Annotated in this window: 17 protein-coding genes; 5 read left to right on the forward strand and 12 right to left on the reverse strand. The window is 69.7% G+C overall.

Annotation, left to right across the window (positions count from 1 at the left end):
* Positions 1-91 precede the first annotated feature (91 nt).
* A complete protein-coding gene (locus tag A5756_RS08455; RefSeq protein ID WP_066950382.1) occupies positions 92-1453 on the forward strand; it encodes a DUF349 domain-containing protein in 1362 nt (453 codons plus the stop codon).
* Here the strand turns inward: A5756_RS08455 and A5756_RS08460 are convergent.
* The 4 genes from A5756_RS08460 to recA all read right to left on the reverse strand — a co-directional run bounded on the left by A5756_RS08460 (position 1450) and on the right by recA (position 5158).
* Positions 1450-2076, reverse strand: coding sequence for a hypothetical protein (locus A5756_RS08460; protein ID WP_066950386.1), 627 nt, complete (start codon positions 2074-2076; stop codon positions 1450-1452). The two genes, A5756_RS08455 and A5756_RS08460, sit on opposite strands and share 4 nt — an antisense overlap.
* The gene (miaB, locus tag A5756_RS08465) at positions 2073-3578 is read right to left on the reverse strand and encodes a tRNA (N6-isopentenyl adenosine(37)-C2)-methylthiotransferase MiaB (protein WP_197505751.1); all 1506 of its coding nucleotides are present in this window, start codon (positions 3576-3578) and stop codon (positions 2073-2075) included. The genes A5756_RS08460 and miaB overlap by 4 nt, the downstream gene beginning before the upstream one ends.
* 61 nt (positions 3579-3639) lie before the next feature.
* Positions 3640-4152, reverse strand: coding sequence for a recombination regulator RecX (gene recX / locus A5756_RS08470; RefSeq protein ID WP_066950393.1), 513 nt, complete (start codon positions 4150-4152; stop codon positions 3640-3642).
* Positions 4118-5158 carry a recombinase RecA gene (gene recA, locus A5756_RS08475; protein ID WP_066950396.1) on the reverse strand — a complete coding sequence of 347 codons (1041 nt, stop codon included), beginning with the start codon at positions 5156-5158 and terminating at the stop codon, positions 4118-4120. Before recA ends, recX begins: the two co-directional genes overlap by 35 nt.
* Before the next feature lie 332 nt (positions 5159-5490).
* Here recA and A5756_RS08480 point away from each other — a divergent pair, with 332 nt between their 5' ends.
* Together A5756_RS08480 and A5756_RS08485 are read left to right on the forward strand one after the other, a co-directional pair.
* Positions 5491-6153 (forward strand): (2Fe-2S)-binding protein, encoded by a 663-nt coding sequence (locus tag A5756_RS08480; protein WP_066950399.1) that lies wholly within the window; start codon positions 5491-5493, stop codon positions 6151-6153.
* A 44-nt stretch (positions 6154-6197) separates the two neighbouring features.
* Complete coding sequence (locus A5756_RS08485) at positions 6198-6824, forward strand: flavodoxin family protein (protein ID WP_066950636.1); 627 nt, start codon at positions 6198-6200, stop codon at positions 6822-6824.
* Between the two features lie 14 nt (positions 6825-6838).
* Here the strand turns inward: A5756_RS08485 and A5756_RS08490 are convergent, their stop codons facing one another.
* Genes A5756_RS08490 through A5756_RS08500 form a run of 3 tightly spaced genes read right to left on the reverse strand, consistent with a single transcriptional unit; the run spans position 6839 to position 8539 of the window.
* Positions 6839-7057 (reverse strand): DUF3046 domain-containing protein, encoded by a 219-nt coding sequence (locus A5756_RS08490; protein WP_197505401.1) that lies wholly within the window; start codon positions 7055-7057, stop codon positions 6839-6841.
* Positions 7058-7076: 19 nt separating this feature from the next.
* Positions 7077-7340: a hypothetical protein gene (locus tag A5756_RS08495; protein WP_066950408.1), complete on the reverse strand. Its 264-nt coding sequence runs from the start codon at positions 7338-7340 to the stop codon at positions 7077-7079.
* A 32-nt stretch (positions 7341-7372) separates the two neighbouring features.
* Positions 7373-8539 (reverse strand): glycosyltransferase, encoded by a 1167-nt coding sequence (locus A5756_RS08500; protein ID WP_066950411.1) that lies wholly within the window; start codon positions 8537-8539, stop codon positions 7373-7375.
* A gap of 53 nt (positions 8540-8592) precedes the next feature.
* Between A5756_RS08500 and A5756_RS08505 the strand changes: the two genes are divergently transcribed.
* The gene (locus A5756_RS08505; protein ID WP_066950415.1) at positions 8593-9024 is read left to right on the forward strand and encodes a limonene-1,2-epoxide hydrolase family protein; all 432 of its coding nucleotides are present in this window, start codon (positions 8593-8595) and stop codon (positions 9022-9024) included.
* Positions 9025-9028: 4 nt separating this feature from the next.
* Here the strand turns inward: A5756_RS08505 and A5756_RS08510 are convergent, their stop codons facing one another.
* From A5756_RS08510 to pgsA, 4 genes are all read right to left on the reverse strand, one after another.
* Positions 9029-9838, reverse strand: a complete 810-nt coding sequence (locus tag A5756_RS08510; protein WP_066950419.1) for a hypothetical protein — start codon at positions 9836-9838, stop codon at positions 9029-9031.
* A gap of 10 nt (positions 9839-9848) precedes the next feature.
* Positions 9849-10679 carry a phage shock protein PspA gene (gene pspA, locus A5756_RS08515; protein ID WP_066950423.1) on the reverse strand — a complete coding sequence of 277 codons (831 nt, stop codon included), beginning with the start codon at positions 10677-10679 and terminating at the stop codon, positions 9849-9851.
* 127 nt (positions 10680-10806) lie between these two features.
* On the reverse strand, positions 10807-11145 hold the full coding sequence (gene clgR / locus A5756_RS08520; RefSeq protein WP_066950425.1) for a transcriptional regulator ClgR: 339 nt from the start codon (positions 11143-11145) through the stop codon (positions 10807-10809).
* Positions 11146-11259: 114 nt separating this feature from the next.
* Complete coding sequence (gene pgsA / locus A5756_RS08525; RefSeq protein ID WP_066950429.1) at positions 11260-11859, reverse strand: CDP-diacylglycerol--glycerol-3-phosphate 3-phosphatidyltransferase; 600 nt, start codon at positions 11857-11859, stop codon at positions 11260-11262.
* A gap of 56 nt (positions 11860-11915) precedes the next feature.
* Here pgsA and A5756_RS08530 point away from each other — a divergent pair, with 56 nt between their 5' ends.
* Positions 11916-12431 carry an amino-acid N-acetyltransferase gene (locus A5756_RS08530; RefSeq protein WP_197505395.1) on the forward strand — a complete coding sequence of 172 codons (516 nt, stop codon included), beginning with the start codon at positions 11916-11918 and terminating at the stop codon, positions 12429-12431.
* Positions 12432-12441: 10 nt separating this feature from the next.
* On the opposite strand, the gene A5756_RS08535 is transcribed toward A5756_RS08530, so the two are convergent.
* Positions 12442-14922: a DNA translocase FtsK gene (locus tag A5756_RS08535; RefSeq protein ID WP_156659342.1), complete on the reverse strand. Its 2481-nt coding sequence runs from the start codon at positions 14920-14922 to the stop codon at positions 12442-12444.
* Between the last annotated feature and the right edge of the window lie 84 nt (positions 14923-15006).

Consider the following 15006-nt stretch of genomic DNA (forward strand, 5'->3'; position numbering starts at 1 on the left):
ACGGCCCGGCCGACGGCCGCAGCAGACGGTGCCGCTACGCGCGGCAGGTGCGCGCGGAATAGCGAACGCGCGAAGGGTAGGTGACGAGCGCATGACGGTTGACGAACCACACGGCGGAGACCCGGCTGACCCGGTGGCCCAACCGGTTTCGCGCCCGGTGCCACGTCCGGGACCACGTCCCGGGCCCCGGCCGCTCAGTCCGGGGCCGCGGCCCACCGCCCATCCCATACCGGCGCCCCCGCGCAGCGATCCGCATCAGTTCGGGCGGGTCGACGACGACGGGACGGTCTGGCTGATCACCGCCGCCGGCGAGCGCATCGTCGGCTCCTGGCAGGCCGGCGACCGAGAAGCCGCCTTCGCCCACTTCGGCCGTCGCTTCGACGACCTGAGCACCGAGATCACCCTCATGGAGGAGCGGCTCGCGGCCGGAACCGGTGACGCCCGCAAGATCAAAGCCCACGCCACCGAACTGGCCGAAACGTTGCCGACGGCGTCCGTCCTGGGCGACATCGACGCGCTCGCGCGCCGGCTGACCGGCCTCATCGACCAGGTCGAGAGCACCGTCGCCGAGGAGCGCTCCCGCCGCGACGAGCATCGCGCCACCCAGACCGCACGCAAGGAGGCGCTGGCCGCCGAGGCCGAGGAGTTGGGCGCCAACTCGACGCAGTGGAAGGCGGCCGGCGACCGGCTGCGGGCCATCCTTGACGAGTGGAAGACCATCAACGGCCTGGACCGCAAGGTCGACGACGCGCTGTGGAAGCGCTATTCGGCGGCCCGGGAGGCCTTCAACCGGCGGCGGGGATCGCACTTCGCCGAGCTGGACCGGGAACGGGTGGGAGTCCGGCAGGCCAAGGAACGGCTGTGCGAACGGGCCGAGGAATTGTCCGATTCGACGGACTGGACCGCCACCAGCGCGGAGTTCCGCAAGCTGCTCACGGAGTGGAAGGCGGCGGGCCGAGCGGCCCGCGACGTCGACGACGCCCTGTGGCGGCGGTTCAAGGCGGCCCAGGACATCTTCTTCGCGGCCCGCAACGCGGCGACGGCGGAGAAGGACGCGGAGCTGCGGGCCAACGCCACCGCCAAGGAGGCGCTGCTGGCCGAGGCGGAGAAGATCGACACGAGCAACCACGACGCGGCCAGGGCGGCGCTGCGGTCGATTGCCGAGAAGTGGGACGCGATCGGCAAGGTGCCGCGGGAGCGGTCCGCCGAATTGGAGCGCCGGCTGCGCGCGATCGAGAAGAAGGTGCGCGACGCGGGCGAGGCCGATTGGTCGGATCCGCAGGCGCAGGCCCGCGCCGAGCAGTTCCGCACCCGCGCCGAACAATTCGAGCAGCAGGCCGAGAAGGCCGCGGCGGCGGGCCGAACTAAAGAGGCCGAAGAGGCCAGGGTCAACGCCGAGCAGTGGCGGCAGTGGGCGCAGGCGGCCGCCGAGGCGCTGACCCGCAAGCCCTAGGCTTCGGGATCCCTGGGGGGCGCGTCGTTCGGCCCTCCCCGGCCGTTCGGGGCGGCGGACCCATCGTCCAGGCTGTCGAGCAGCGTCATCGACTGCTGCTGCGCCGCGACGCGGCGCCGCTGCTCCTCGGCCGCGAGTTGCACGATGGTGCGCGACCACACCACCCGGGCCCATTGATAGGTCAGCGTGAGGACGACGATCCAGGCCGCGATCAGCCCCACCCCCGGGCCCGGGTGCCCCGCGGCCACCGTCTGGCGCGACCAGATGGCCAACAGTCCCGCCGCGCCGGCCAGCGCCGAACCCGCCAGCGCGATCCAGGCCAGCGCCCAGCGCCGCGTGACCAACGCCAGCATCGAGAAGCCGACGCCGAACACCAGCGCCAGCCAGGCGAACACCCGCGACGGCAGCGCCACCGCGGCCGCGCCGGCGCCGTGGCTGCTGAACAACACGTCCCAGCCGCGCACCGCGCCGGTGTGCGGCAGGATGAACGATCCCAGCAGCACGAAGACCAGGATAGCCACGACGAAACCCCGTGGGCCCGGGTCGAATCCGCGTGCCACGCGGCGCTCGGCGGCCTCGATTTCGGTGCGCAGGGCGTCGAGGTCGGGGTGTTCTTCGTTCATCGGGCACATCCAAGGGGTTCGATTGGGTCGGCCGGCGGTCCGACGGGGGGCATGCCGAGCCCGATGCCACCCGGGCGCTGCCCGGCGGCGTGCGCGTCCCCAGCGCGGGTGCGGCGATGGCTGAGGATGCCGGCGTCGGCGATGAGGTGGTGCGGCGCGGCCTGGGTGACCACCGCGGTGACGAGATCCCCCGGTCGGATTCGGTCGGCCCCGGATTCGTCCAAGCTGAAGTGCACCAGGCGGCCGTCGCGGGCGCGTCCGGTCATCCGCGCCGTGCGGGTGTCCTTGCGTCCCTCGCCGGCGGCGACCAGCAGCTCGACAGTGTGGCCGACAAGCGCGCGATTGCCCTCCAGCGAGATCTGTTCCTGCAGCTCGACCAGCCGCTCATAGCGTTCCTGCACAACGGCTTTCGGGAGCTGCCCGGCGAGCTCGGCGGCCGGGGTACCGGGCCGCTTGGAGTATTGGAAAGTGAACGCGGCCGCGAACCGGGCCTGCCGCACCACGTCCAGGGTGGCCGCGAAGTCCTCCTCGGTCTCACCGGGAAATCCGACGATCAGGTCGGTGGTGATGGCGGCGTGCGGCATGGCCGCGCGCACGCGGTCGATGATGCCGAGGTAGCGCTCGGCGCGGTACGAGCGCCGCATCGCCCGCAGCACCCGGTCGGAGCCCGACTGCAGCGGCATGTGCAGGGCGGGGCAGACATTCGGCGTCTGCGCCATGGCTTCGATGACGTCGTCGGTGAATTCGGCCGGATGCGGGGAGGTGAACCGCACCCGTTCCAGACCGTCGATGTCGCCGCAGGCTCGCAGGAGGCGCGCGAAGGCGCCGCGGTCGCGGGGCAGCGCCGGGTCGGCGAACGACACACCGTAGGCGTTGACGTTCTGGCCCAGCAGCGTGACTTCGAGTACGCCGTCGTTCACCAGCGCCTTCACCTCGGCCAGGATGTCGGCCGGGCTGCGGTCGACCTCCTTGCCCCGCAGCGAGGGCACGATGCAGAAGGTGCAGCTGTTGTTGCACCCGACCGAAACGGAAACCCAAGCGGCGTAAGCCGATTCGCGTGCGCTCGGCAGCGACGACGGAAACTCCTGCAGCGACTCGGCGATCTCCACCTGGGCGACCTTGTTGTGCCGCGCCCGTTCCAGCAGCGTGGGCAGCGATCCGAGGTTGTGCGTGCCGAAGACGACGTCCACCCAGGGCGCCTTGCGCAGCAACGCATCCCGGTCTTTTTGAGCCAGGCAACCCCCGACCGCGATCTGCATCTCGGGGTTGCCGCGCTTGCGCGGCGCCAGGTGGCTGAGGTTGCCGTACAGCTTGTTGTCGGCGTTCTCGCGGACCGCGCAGGTGTTGAAGACGACCACGTCGGCGTCGGCACCCTCGACCGCCCGCTGGTAGCCGGCCGCTTCCAGCAGACCCGCCAACCGCTCGGAATCGTGGACGTTCATCTGGCAGCCGTAGGTGCGCACCTGGTAGGTACGCGCCCCCGAGACGTCTCGGGCCACCATCGAAGTCACGGGGCCATGGTACGGCGACCGGTCGGCGGGCGAGAAACCGCACGTCACCGGGCTAGACCCGGCGGCGCTCCCGCTCGGCGGCCAGTTCGGCGAGGACGACCTCGCACGCCAGGTTCTGGCTGTAGCCACGGCGCGCCAACATCCCGACCAGCCGGCGGGTCACGCGCGCGTCATCGCCGTCCAGCGTCTCCCGGCGCAGCTTGGCCCGCACCAACTGCTCGGCCCGGTCCCGCTCGGCACCGGCGTCGATCCCGGACAGCGCGGTGGCGATCACGTCCCTGTCGACACCCTTGGTGCGCAGTTCGGCGGCCAGGGCCCGCCTGCTCTTCGCCCGGCGGGACCGCACCCACTGCTCGGCGAAGTCGCCGTCATCGACCAGGCCAACGGCGGCGAGCCGGTCGAGCACGGTAGCGCTGATGTCCTCGGCGTAACCACGTTTCGCCAGCTGGCCGTGCAGCTCGGCCCGGGTGCGCGCCCTCGCGGTGAGCAGGCGCAGGCACAGCGTCCGCGCCTGCTCCTCGCGAGAGGGCTCAGAAATCGACGGGGGCGGGCAGGACGTCGTCATCGGTCACGACCGCGCCAATGCCGAGCTTCTCCTTGATCTTCTTCTCGATCTCGTTGGCCACCTCGCCGTTTTCCATCAGGAAGGTGCGGGCATTCTCCTTGCCCTGACCGAGCTGCTCACCCTCGTAGGTGAACCAGGAACCGGATTTGCGGATGAAGCCCTGCTCCACGCCCATATCGATCAGCGAACCCTCGCGGCTGATTCCCCTGCCGTAGAGGATGTCGAATTCCGCCTGCTTGAACGGCGGCGACACCTTGTTCTTGACGACCTTGACCCGGGTACGGTTACCGACCGCGTTGGTGCCGTCCTTGAGCGTCTCGATCCGGCGCACGTCCAAGCGCACCGACGCGTAGAACTTCAAAGCCTTACCGCCCGTGGTGGTTTCCGGGCTGCCGAACATCACCCCGATCTTTTCCCGCAGCTGGTTGATGAAGATCGCGGTGGTTCCCGAATTGTTCAGCGCGCCAGTCATTTTCCGCAGCGCCTGGCTCATCAGCCGGGCCTGAAGACCGACGTGGCTGTCCCCCATCTCGCCCTCGAGCTCCGCGCGCGGCACCAGCGCCGCCACCGAGTCGATGACCAAAATGTCCAGCGCGCCGGAGCGGATCAGCATGTCGGCGATCTCGAGGGCCTGCTCCCCCGTGTCGGGCTGGCTGACCAGCAGGGAATCGGTGTCCACGCCCAGCTTATTGGCGTAGTCCGGGTCCAGGGCGTGCTCGGCGTCGATGAACGCCGCGACGCCGCCGGCCGCCTGGGCATTGGCCACCGCGTGCAGGGCGACGGTGGTCTTACCCGAAGACTCCGGGCCGTAAATCTCCACGACCCGGCCGCGGGGCAGGCCGCCGATGCCCAGGGCCACGTCCAGTGCGATGGATCCGGTCGGGATGACCGAGATCGGCTGACGCATCTCGTCGCCGAGACGCATCACCGAGCCTTTGCCATAGCTCTTTTCGATCTGGGCCATCGCCAGTTCGAGAGCCTTCTCGCGGTCGGGGGCTTGCGTCATGGTGCCTCTCCTATGATTCGGTGTGTTCGGTGACCGGTGTCGGTCGGTTGGCCGTGACACTAGAGAAGGCCACCGACAAGTTGACTCACCGAACGTTCTCCACAGTAGCCGAACACCTGTTCGATTCAAGTGGACACGCCGAGCCCGTCACCCGTATGGCAACATCTGCTACCGAAAGGCGCCGACGGGGCATAAGCCCGAGGAAACCGGGGTGAATCCGGCGCGGTCCAGCCACTGTGACCGGGACCGGGCTGTCCCCACCGGGGAGCCACCGTCGGCGCTCCTCACCACAACCGGGGCGGATCTCCCTTAAAGGCTTGGTTTGCGCATACATGGACATCTCCGCTGAGCTGGCCGAAATAGCCTGCTACAAAGGGTTTTTCACGTTGCCCGTGGGTGATGCCGCGGGTTGGCACCCGGTCGGGCGGTCCTACGCCGACGGCTTCACCGACCTGATCGACGCCACCGCCAGGCGGTATCGCACGACGGACCTGCGCGTCGCCGCCTCGTTGGTTCACCTCGGCCACGCCACCCGGCTGTGGTCACCCGTGCTCGCATGCGCGCTGGGTCACGGCGTCGTCCCCGACCTCAACGACTTGCAACGCGCCGACGACGGGGCGCAACTGCGGCTGCCCGCGCCCGTCGGGATCCCCGCGAACTCATCCGACGTGCTGTACCTGGTGGTGGTGCAAGAGCACATGGAGCCGCTCGCCGCCGGGCTGCGGGTCAAGCTGGCGCCCGCGCTGCTGGCGGGCAATGTCGCCTCCGCGCTGACCGGCGCCGCCCGGGCCCTGCTCGCGGTGCGGTCCGACCTCGGCCCGCGGATCGCCGAGATGACCCATGCGCTGCTCGGTACCGGCGCGCTGGCCGGATCGGGCGTCACCGGCCCACGCCTGGGCTTCAAACGTCATAGTTGCTGCCTCTTCTATCGCCTGCCGGGTCGGTCGGTCTGCGGCGATTGCGTGTTCGAGGCGCCACCGTCGGACCGGACTTAGCCGGTGCGTCGTTTGCGCTTGTGGTGCAGGGGTATTCGAGCATCATGTCCACAGCCGCACCGCAATCCCTGCGCGCCCTCGCGTTGACCTGCTCGTTGAAGAAGAGCCCGGAGCCGTCGAGCAGCGAGCTGATCGCCGATCAGGTGATGGCCCAACTGCGCAGCGCGGGCGTCGACGGCGAGAAGGTGCGCTGCGTGGACCTGGCGCTGCTGCCCGGCGTGGAAGCCGACATGGGTCCGGGCGACGAGTGGCCGGGGCTGCTGGAGAAGATCACCGCGGCGGACATCCTGGTGCTGGCGACGCCCACCTGGGTCGGCCACATGTCCAGCGTCGCGCAGCGCGTCCTGGAGCGCCTCGACGCTGCCATCTCCGATAAGGACGACGCCGGACGGCCCCGGATGGTGGGCAAAGTAGCACTGGCGGCGGTCGTGGGAAACGAAGACGGCGCGCACAAGATCGTCGCCGACCTCTTCCAGGCGCTCAACGACATCGGATTCTCGATTCCCGCTCAGGGGTGTACGTACTGGAACGGCGAGGCCATGCAGGGGACGAATTTCAACGACTTGGACGATGTGCCGGAAGCGGTGGCCACCACCACGGAAACGGCGGCCCGCAACGCCGTTCACCTCGCGGCTCTATTGCGGCAGAACGAGTACCCGCCCTACGAATGAGGTTGCGGCTCGCGTCACCACTGGTCGTGCGGCACGTCGAAGTCGACGCACAGGGCCCGCCACACGTCGCGGGGCTCGGCCCCGTCCTCGATCGCCTGGGCGGCGGTACGGCCGTCGAAACCGCTCAGCACATGGTCCGCCAGCACCGAAGAGCCGTACGCCGCACCGAATCGCAGGACGACGCGCTCGTTGAATTCCGTTAGCCGCACGCCAGCAAGATACCCACCGGGCAGCGATCGGACACCGGCCGCATTACCGCCAACTGGCCGGCAGGTCGATCAGGTGGTTGGGGCAGAAGTCCTGGACGGCCTCGGACATGGTCGTGCGCGCCCGCTGCGCCGACATTCGGGAGCGCAACTGCATGAAGGCGTATTCGGCCGGCGCATAGCCCTGCTCAGCGGCCGCCGGGTCGTCCATCAGCTGGCATGCCTGCTGCTCGTCGCCGCTGTCGGCGCGGGCCACGCCCGAGCCGAACAGCAAGGCAAGAAGCAGGCAGCCCGCGGCGATCGTTCTCATTGCCGACGCCCTCCCTTCGCGAACCCGTCCGATCATCCCGCCGGAGCGAGCGCTTCGTGGCACACCCGGACCGGATCGGCCACGCCGACGATGCTAGCGGCGGCGGCTTGGGCGGCTTCCCGATAACGGGGCGACGACAGCACCTCGTTCACCGCAGCCACCAGCGCCTCGGCGGTCAACGGCCGGATCAGCCGCCCGCTGCCCTGCCGGACCACCCGGTTCGCCATCTCCCACTGATCCCCGCCACCGGGCACCGCGACCAGCGGCACCCCCGCCAGCAGCGTCTTGGCCACCATGCCGTGCCCACCGCCGCAGATCACCAGGTCGGCGTGGCGCAGCAACTCGGCCTGGCTGCCGAGCCCGACCACCGCCCACGGCGGCACTTGCAGATCCGCTCCCCCCAACCGCGAGACCACCAGCCGCGATCCGGCCGGCAGCGTCTCCCCCGGCCGCAGGTGAGCCAGCGCGACCTCCGCCAGCCCCTCGGTCCCGGTCATCGCGGTCGACGGCGCAACCACCAGCACGGGTCCGGAGCCCGGCGGGATTTCCAGCACCCGATCGGTCGGTTCGAAGTGCAGCGGACCCACCAGCACGGCCTCCGCCGGCCAGTCCGGCCGCGGCACCTCGAGGGCGGGCAGGGTGGCGATCAGCCTCCGCAGCGGCCCGGGATCGCGGGCAGGCAGTCCGATCTCGACCCGCACGGTCGCGCGCTGCCGCAGGCCCGCGCGCCAGGAGCGCGCGGTGAGCGCCCGCATGGTGGCGTCGCGGAGCCGGCCGCGAATGCCGGTGCCCGGCGCCAGTCCGCTCCCTATCGGCGGCAGTCCCTTCGACGGCAGGTAGAGCGGATGCGGGTTGAGCTCGATCCACGGGATGCCCAACAGCTCGGCGGCCATGCCGCCCCCGGCGGTGATGACGTCGGACACCACCAGGTCAGGCGCGAGGTCGCGCAGGGCCGGCACGTTGAGGACGGCCATCCGCGCCGCGCGCCGATGGATTCGGGCCCCGGCGTCGGCGTCGTCGTCGGTGGCGGCCAGCCCGTCCAGCGGGGCGGCGTCGATGCCGGCGGAGCGGGCCGTGTCGACCCACTCGGCGCCGGTGAACAGCGTGGGCTCGTCTCCGGCGTGGGCGAAGCGTTGGCACAGCGCAATCGCGGGAAACGAGTGCCCGGGATCAGGCCCGGCGACCACGGCGACGCGCATCGGCCTTACCCTGCCACAGCGCGCCGGCGAAACGCTCGCCTACGCTGGCACCCATGACCGAGCTGACTGGGACAACCGTTGCGAACACCCGCACGGTCGAGGGTTTTCTGAACGCCCTGCAGGATGCGGATTACGACGCCGCCGACGCGGCGTTGGACGACAACCTCGTCTACGAAAATGTCGGGCTGCCGACGATTCACGGCCGCGCCAGGGCGATGAAGCTGTTTCGCCAGATGGACGGCCGCGCCGCCTTCGAGGTGAAGATCCACCGCATCGCCGCCGACGGCGGGGCGGTGCTCACCGAGCGCACCGACGCCCTGATCTTCGGCCCGTTGCGGCTGCAGTTCTGGGTGTGCGGCGTGTTCGAAGTCCACGATGGGCGAATCACGTTGTGGCGCGACTACTTTGACTTCTTCGACATGTTCAAGGCCACCCTTCGCGGCCTGGCCGCCGTGGTGCTGCCGTCGCTGAAAGCGACGTTCTAGCCCGCTAGCTCGCGCCGCGCAAGCCGCCGAGTTCGTCGAACGCCTGCGCCCAGCCGACCAGCCGGTCGGTTGCCCCGGCCAGCTCGGCGCGGTAGCGCTGCGAGGCGGCCAACTGATCGCCGTTGGCCGAAGACACCAGTTGGGCTGCGGCGGTTACCATCTCGTTGTACTGACGGACGCCGGCGCTCAACTGCGCGGTGAACGCGTTGATGGTGGGCACCAGATACGCCCGCGATGATTCGCTGGACTGCGCCGCCCGCTCCATCGACACCACCTCCGCGGCGGTGGCCGCCATGGCCGCCGAGGTCTTGCCGGCCGCCGCGGTCAGGTCACGGATCTCGGCGGTCGGCAACATCGAGCCGCGCTCGATCACGTTCAGCAGCGAGAGGAATCCGCGTTCGGAGGCGCCCAGCGCGTACATGGCGGGCCGCGCCGCCGACCCCGGTGGCGGCAGCCGGCGCGCGTTCGCCGGCCGGGGCGTGGGCAGCGGCTCGGAGCGCAGCCACCGGTAGCGGAACAACAACAGCGTCGCCGGGATGGCCATGATGACCGAGACGGCGCCGGTGATCTCCAGCAGCAGCGCGAACCATCCCCAGGCCGCCAGCAGCATCGTCACCAACGCCCAGAACACGCAACCGGCGGCGAAGATCAGGCCCCACCGCAGTGCGCGACGTTGCCGCCGCAGCAGCCGCGCACGCGGATCCGCGGCGGCGCTGATCTTCTGGGCCACCAGATCGGAAAGGTCGGCGGCCGTGGCCAACCCGCGCCCCAGCAACGTGCGCCAGAGCCCGCGCCGCGTCTCGCTCACCGCCACGACACCCGCGTTACTGGCCAAACGGCTTCTCGGTGACCGCGCCCCCGGTGGTCTCGGCGGACGCGGGCTTCGCCTCCGGAGTGGCCCCGGCGGCGGGTGTCCCACCGGCCGGCAGCGCTTCGCCGCGCATCGACGCGCGGATCTGCTCCAGCCGGGAGTGACCGGCCATCTGCACCCCGGCCTGCTCGACCTCGAGCATGCGGCCCTGCACCGAACCCTGTGCGAGTTCGGCGGAGCCGATCGCGTTGGCGTAGCGGCGTTCGATCTTGTCGCGCACCTCGTCGAGGCTGGGCACGTTGCCAGGGGCGGCGATCTCGCTCATCGACCGCAGCGAGGCGCTCACCTGTTCCTGCATCTTGGCCTGCTCGAGCTGGCTGAGCAGCTTGGTGCGCTCGGCGATCTTCTGCTGCAGCACCATCGCGTTCTGCTCGACCGCCTTCTTGGCCTGCGAGGCCGCGCTCAGCGCCTGGTCGTGCAGCGTCTTGAGGTCCTCGACGCTCTGCTCGGCGGTCACCAGCTGGGCCGCGAACGCCTCGGCGGCGTTGTTGTACTCGGTGGCCTTGGCGGCGTCACCGGCCGCGGTGGCCTGGTCGGCGAGCGTCAGGGCCTGCCGAACGTTGACCTGCAGCTTTTCAATGTCGGCGAGTTGCCGGTTCAGCCGCATCTCCAATTGGCGCTGGTTACCGATCACCTGCGCCGCCTGCTGCGTCAGCGCCTGATGCGTGCGTTGCGCTTCCTCGATGGCCTGCTGGATCTGCACCTTGGGGTCGGCGTGCTCGTCGATCTTCGCGTTGAACAGCGCCATCAGGTACTTCCACGCTTTGACGAACGGATTGGCCATGAGTGAGCTCCACCTTCGCTTCTTGTAGGCCGGATGGTCCCTGGATGGGCCGTCGCTTGTCGCTCAATTTAGTGGGTCGGGGCCGATCGCCCTACCCCTGGCGCTGGATCGCCGCGCCGGGCTGCGCTCAGGCGATCGCCAGGGACGCCACCGGCGGGATGACGACCTTGGTGCCGGCGTCGATGCTGGGACCGCGGGCGCCATCGACGGACGCACCGTGGGCCGCCCGTTCCTGGCCAGCCATCCGCTCGCCGGCGTCGGTGAGCACCGACGACAGCGGCACCCGTAATGCCTCGCAGATCGCGTTGAGCAGCTCGCTGGAGGGCTCCTTGCGCCCGCGTTCCACCTCGGACAGGTATCCGAGGCTCACCCGCGCCGAATCGGACACCTCGCGCAGCGTCCGGCCCTGTGTCACCCGGGCCTCGCGCAGCACGTCGCCGATGACCTCGCGCACTAATGACGGCATCCCTGCCCTCCTTCGTCCAGTCAGCCCCGCTCGGCACGAAATCGACCGCGGCAGATGCTCACTACGTGAAACGCGGGTGGCGGGGTCTTGGTTCCCGTTCGGCGACCGTAAAAATCAGTCGGTCGTCCGGCGCACTTCCCGAACGGTCGACACCACGTAGTCGATGCCGGTGACGATCGTCAGAACGATGGCCGCACCCATCACCACCGCCGCCGTCACCCGGAACGGCCCGGCCAGCGGCAGGATGAACAGGCCGATCGCCACCGCCTGGACCACGGTCTTGACCTTGCCGCCCCAACTGGCCGGGATGACCCCCCGGCGAATGACCGCCAGCCGCAGCACCGTGACCCCGAACTCGCGGACCAGGATCACGACCGTGACCCACCACGGCAGCTCGCCGAGCATCGACAGACCAATCAGCGCCGACCCGACCAGCGTCTTGTCCGCGATCGGATCGACAAACGCCCCGAATTCGGTCGCCATGCCGTAGTTGCGGGCCAGCAGGCCGTCCAGGCGATCCGTGATCGCGGCAACCGCGAAAATCACGAAAGCCACGATCCGGAAAGCGGTCTCGTGACCATCTTTGGCGAACAGCGCGAGGAGGAAGATCGGGACCAACACCAGCCGCAACAGCGTCAGCGTGTTGGCGAGGTTCGCGATATGGACGCGGCCCGGCGGTCCCATCAACGGTCCCGTTTGCGGCTGCCCCGACACCGCAACAGAATAACTGTTGACCAGTGCACCCGTCCCCGATGCCGATACTGTTAGCCGTGACTGAAAGTCCGCAGGACTGCCGAGCGGTGGTGCGCCGCGCGCGAACGTCCGATGTCCCCGCGATCAAACAGCTCGTCGACACCTACGCGGGGAAGATCCTGCTCGAGAAGAACCTGGTGACGCTATACGAGGCCGTCCAGGAGTTCTGGGTGGCCGAATGCGGCGACGACGTGGTCGGTTGCGGCGCCCTGCACGTGATGTGGTCCGACCTGGGCGAGATCCGCACCGTCGCGGTCGACCCGGCGATGACGGGCCACGGCATCGGCCACGCGATCGTCGACCGGTTGCTGGAGGTCGCACGCGAGCTGCAGCTGAAGCGGCTGTTCGTGCTGACGTTCGAGACCGAGTTCTTCGGCAAGCACGGGTTCACCGAGATCGAGGGCACGCCGGTCACCGCCGAGGTGTTCGAGGAGATGTGCCGCTCCTACGACATCGGTGTCGCCGAGTTCCTGGACCTGAGCTACGTCAAGCCCAACATCCTGGGCAACTCCCGGATGCTGCTGGTGCTGTGAATCTTCGGCGCTAGTCGGGGTCGCCGCCGTCGGCGTCGCCGCCACCCCGGATCAACGCCAGCGTCCCGGCCAGCTCGTCGGGCTTGACCAGCACCTCGCGCGCCTTGGATCCCTCGCTGGGCCCGACGATGCCGCGGGTTTCCATCAGGTCCATCAGCCGGCCGGCCTTGGCGAAGCCGACGCGCAGCTTGCGCTGCAGCATCGAGGTCGAGCCGAATTGGCTGGACACCACCAGCTCGACGGCCTGCAGGAACACGTCCATGTCGTCACCGATGTCCGGGTCGACGTCGGTGCGTTCGCTGGTGGTCTTGGCGGCGGTGACGCCCTCGGTGTATTCGGGCTCGGCCTGATCCTTGCAGGCGTTGACGACGGCGTGGATCTCCTCGTCGGTGATGTAGGCGCCCTGCAACCGCAGCGGCTTGCTCGCGCCCATCGGCAGGAACAGGCCGTCGCCCATGCCGATCAGCTTCTCGGCACCGGCCTGGTCCAGGATCACCCGGCTGTCGGTGAGCGACGACGTGGCGAACGCCAGCCGCGACGGCACGTTGGTCTTGATCAGCCCGGTGACCACGTCGACCGACGGGCGCTGGGTGGCCAGCACCAGGTGAATGCCGGCCGCGCGGGCCTTCTGGGTGATCCGCACGATCGCATCCTCGACGTCGCGCGGCGCGGTCATCATCAGGTCGGCCAGCTCGTCGACGATCGCCACGACGTACGGGTACGGCCGGTATTCGCGCTGGCTGCCCAGCGGCGCGGTGATGGCCCCCGACCGCACCTTTTCGTTGAAGTCGTCGATGTGGCGCACCCGCGACGCCTGCATGTCCTGGTAGCGCTGCTCCATCTCCTCGACCAGCCACGCCAGCGCGGCGGCCGCCTTCTTGGGCTGAGTGATGATCGGGGTGATCAGGTGCGGGATGCCCTCGTACGGGGTGAGCTCCACCATCTTCGGGTCGATCAGGATCATCCTGACCTCTTCGGGGGTGGCGCGGGTCAGCAACGACACCAGCATGGAGTTGACGAAGCTGGACTTGCCGGAGCCGGTGGACCCCGCGACCAGCAGGTGCGGCATCTTCGCGAGGTTGGCCGAGATGAAGTCGCCCTCGATGTCTTTGCCCAGCCCGATCACCAGCGGGTGGTGGTCGCGGCGGGTCGACGGCGCGGTCAGCACGTCGGCCAGCCGCACCATTTCCCGGTCGGTGTTGGGCACCTCGATGCCCACGGCGGACTTGCCGGGGATCGGGGCCAGCATGCGCACGCTCTCGGTGGCCACCGCGTAGGCGATGTTCTTCTGCAGCGCGGTGATCTTCTCCACCTTCACGCCCGGCCCGAGCTCGACCTCGTAGCGGGTGACGGTCGGCCCGCGGGTGCAGCCGGTGACGGCCGCGTCGACCTTGAACTGGGTGAGCACCTCGCCGATGGCGTCGGCCATGACGTTGTTGGCGGCGCTGCGCTTCTTCGGCGGGTCGCCCGCCACCAGCAGGCTCATCGACGGCAGGGTGTACGGACCCTCGACGACGCGGTCCAGCACCTCGGTCTTCTTCTTGTCGCGGCGGCGACTCTTCCCGATGGCCGGCTCCGGCGTGGTGGGGATGTCGTCCTCGTTGTCGCGCAGGGCGGGGGCCGGGTCAGCCGGCCAGGCCGGCGGCCCGTCTTCGGGGTCGAGCGAACTCTCGTCGTAGAAGTCGTCGGAAAAGTCCTGGACCGCATCGGAATCCGCGTAGTCGTCAAAGTCGTCGTAGTACTCGTCATCACCGAGCAACCGGGCGCCGAACATGGCGCGGACGGCGTCGGGCACCTCCCGGATGGTGGTGCCCGTCAGCAACAGCAGGCCGAACATGAAGCCGATGAACAACAACGGCGCGGCGATCCACGCGGTCAGCCCGTCGGACAGTGGGCCGCCGATGGCGAAGCCGATGAACCCCGCCGCGCGGCGCCGCGCTTCCGGGTCCTCGGGCGAGCCCGACCACAGGTGCCGCAGGCCGAGCACGGAAAGCGCGATCAGGGTGGCGCCCAGGATCAGCCTGGGCCGCGCATCGGGGTTGGGCTGGGTGCGCATCAGCGTCACCGCCACCGCGGCGGTGACGACCGGGAGCGCCAGGACCCCCGCCCCGATGAAGGTGCGCAACAGCGTGTCGACCCACGCGCCGACCGGCCGGGCGGCGTTGAACCACGAGCTCGCGGCGACCACGACGGAAAGGCCGAGCAGCATCAGCGCGATCCCGTCGCGGCGGTGCCCCGGGTCGATGTCGCGGGCCCGGCCGATCGATCGGGCGGCGCCGCCGGTGCTGCGCGCCGCCATCAGCCAGGTGGCGCGCAGGGCGCGCCCGCCGGTCAGCCCGGCGGCCAGCAGCAGCGAGTGGTTGCGCCGTTTGGCGGGCCTCCTCGGCCGCTTACGGGGCGCCGCCGGCCGCCCGCGACCCGACCCACTTCGTGAAGGGGCCTTTGACCTGCTCGTTCTGGCTTTGGAGCGGGCGGCGGTCTTGTTAGCCATGTCGGCAAGGGTAGTCGCACCGCCATCATCTGCACCACCCGCCACACTGGTAACGGTTTGGTCATGTGAGCCATCTGACGGGTG

Origin of the sequence: Mycobacterium sp. 852002-53434_SCH5985345 (assembly GCF_001667155.1) — a bacterium.
Classification (GTDB): domain Bacteria; phylum Actinomycetota; class Actinomycetes; order Mycobacteriales; family Mycobacteriaceae; genus Mycobacterium.

Coding starts and splice junctions, on each gene's coding strand:
- A5756_RS08455 (WP_066950382.1), top strand. CDS start 92: ATGACGGTTGACGAACCACACGGCGGAGACCCGGCTGACCCGGTGGCC.
- A5756_RS08460 (WP_066950386.1), bottom strand. CDS start 2,076: ATGAACGAAGAACACCCCGACCTCGACGCCCTGCGCACCGAAATCGAG.
- miaB (WP_197505751.1), bottom strand. CDS start 3,578: ATGGTGGCCCGAGACGTCTCGGGGGCGCGTACCTACCAGGTGCGCACC.
- recX (WP_066950393.1), bottom strand. CDS start 4,152: ATGACGACGTCCTGCCCGCCCCCGTCGATTTCTGAGCCCTCTCGCGAG.
- recA (WP_066950396.1), bottom strand. CDS start 5,158: ATGACGCAAGCCCCCGACCGCGAGAAGGCTCTCGAACTGGCGATGGCC.
- A5756_RS08480 (WP_066950399.1), top strand. CDS start 5,491: ATGGACATCTCCGCTGAGCTGGCCGAAATAGCCTGCTACAAAGGGTTT.
- A5756_RS08485 (WP_066950636.1), top strand. CDS start 6,198: ATGTCCACAGCCGCACCGCAATCCCTGCGCGCCCTCGCGTTGACCTGC.
- A5756_RS08495 (WP_066950408.1), bottom strand. CDS start 7,340: ATGAGAACGATCGCCGCGGGCTGCCTGCTTCTTGCCTTGCTGTTCGGC.
- A5756_RS08500 (WP_066950411.1), bottom strand. CDS start 8,539: ATGCGCGTCGCCGTGGTCGCCGGGCCTGATCCCGGGCACTCGTTTCCC.
- A5756_RS08505 (WP_066950415.1), top strand. CDS start 8,593: ATGACCGAGCTGACTGGGACAACCGTTGCGAACACCCGCACGGTCGAG.
- pspA (WP_066950423.1), bottom strand. CDS start 10,679: ATGGCCAATCCGTTCGTCAAAGCGTGGAAGTACCTGATGGCGCTGTTC.
- clgR (WP_066950425.1), bottom strand. CDS start 11,145: ATGCCGTCATTAGTGCGCGAGGTCATCGGCGACGTGCTGCGCGAGGCC.
- A5756_RS08535 (WP_156659342.1), bottom strand. CDS start 14,922: ATGGCTAACAAGACCGCCGCCCGCTCCAAAGCCAGAACGAGCAGGTCA.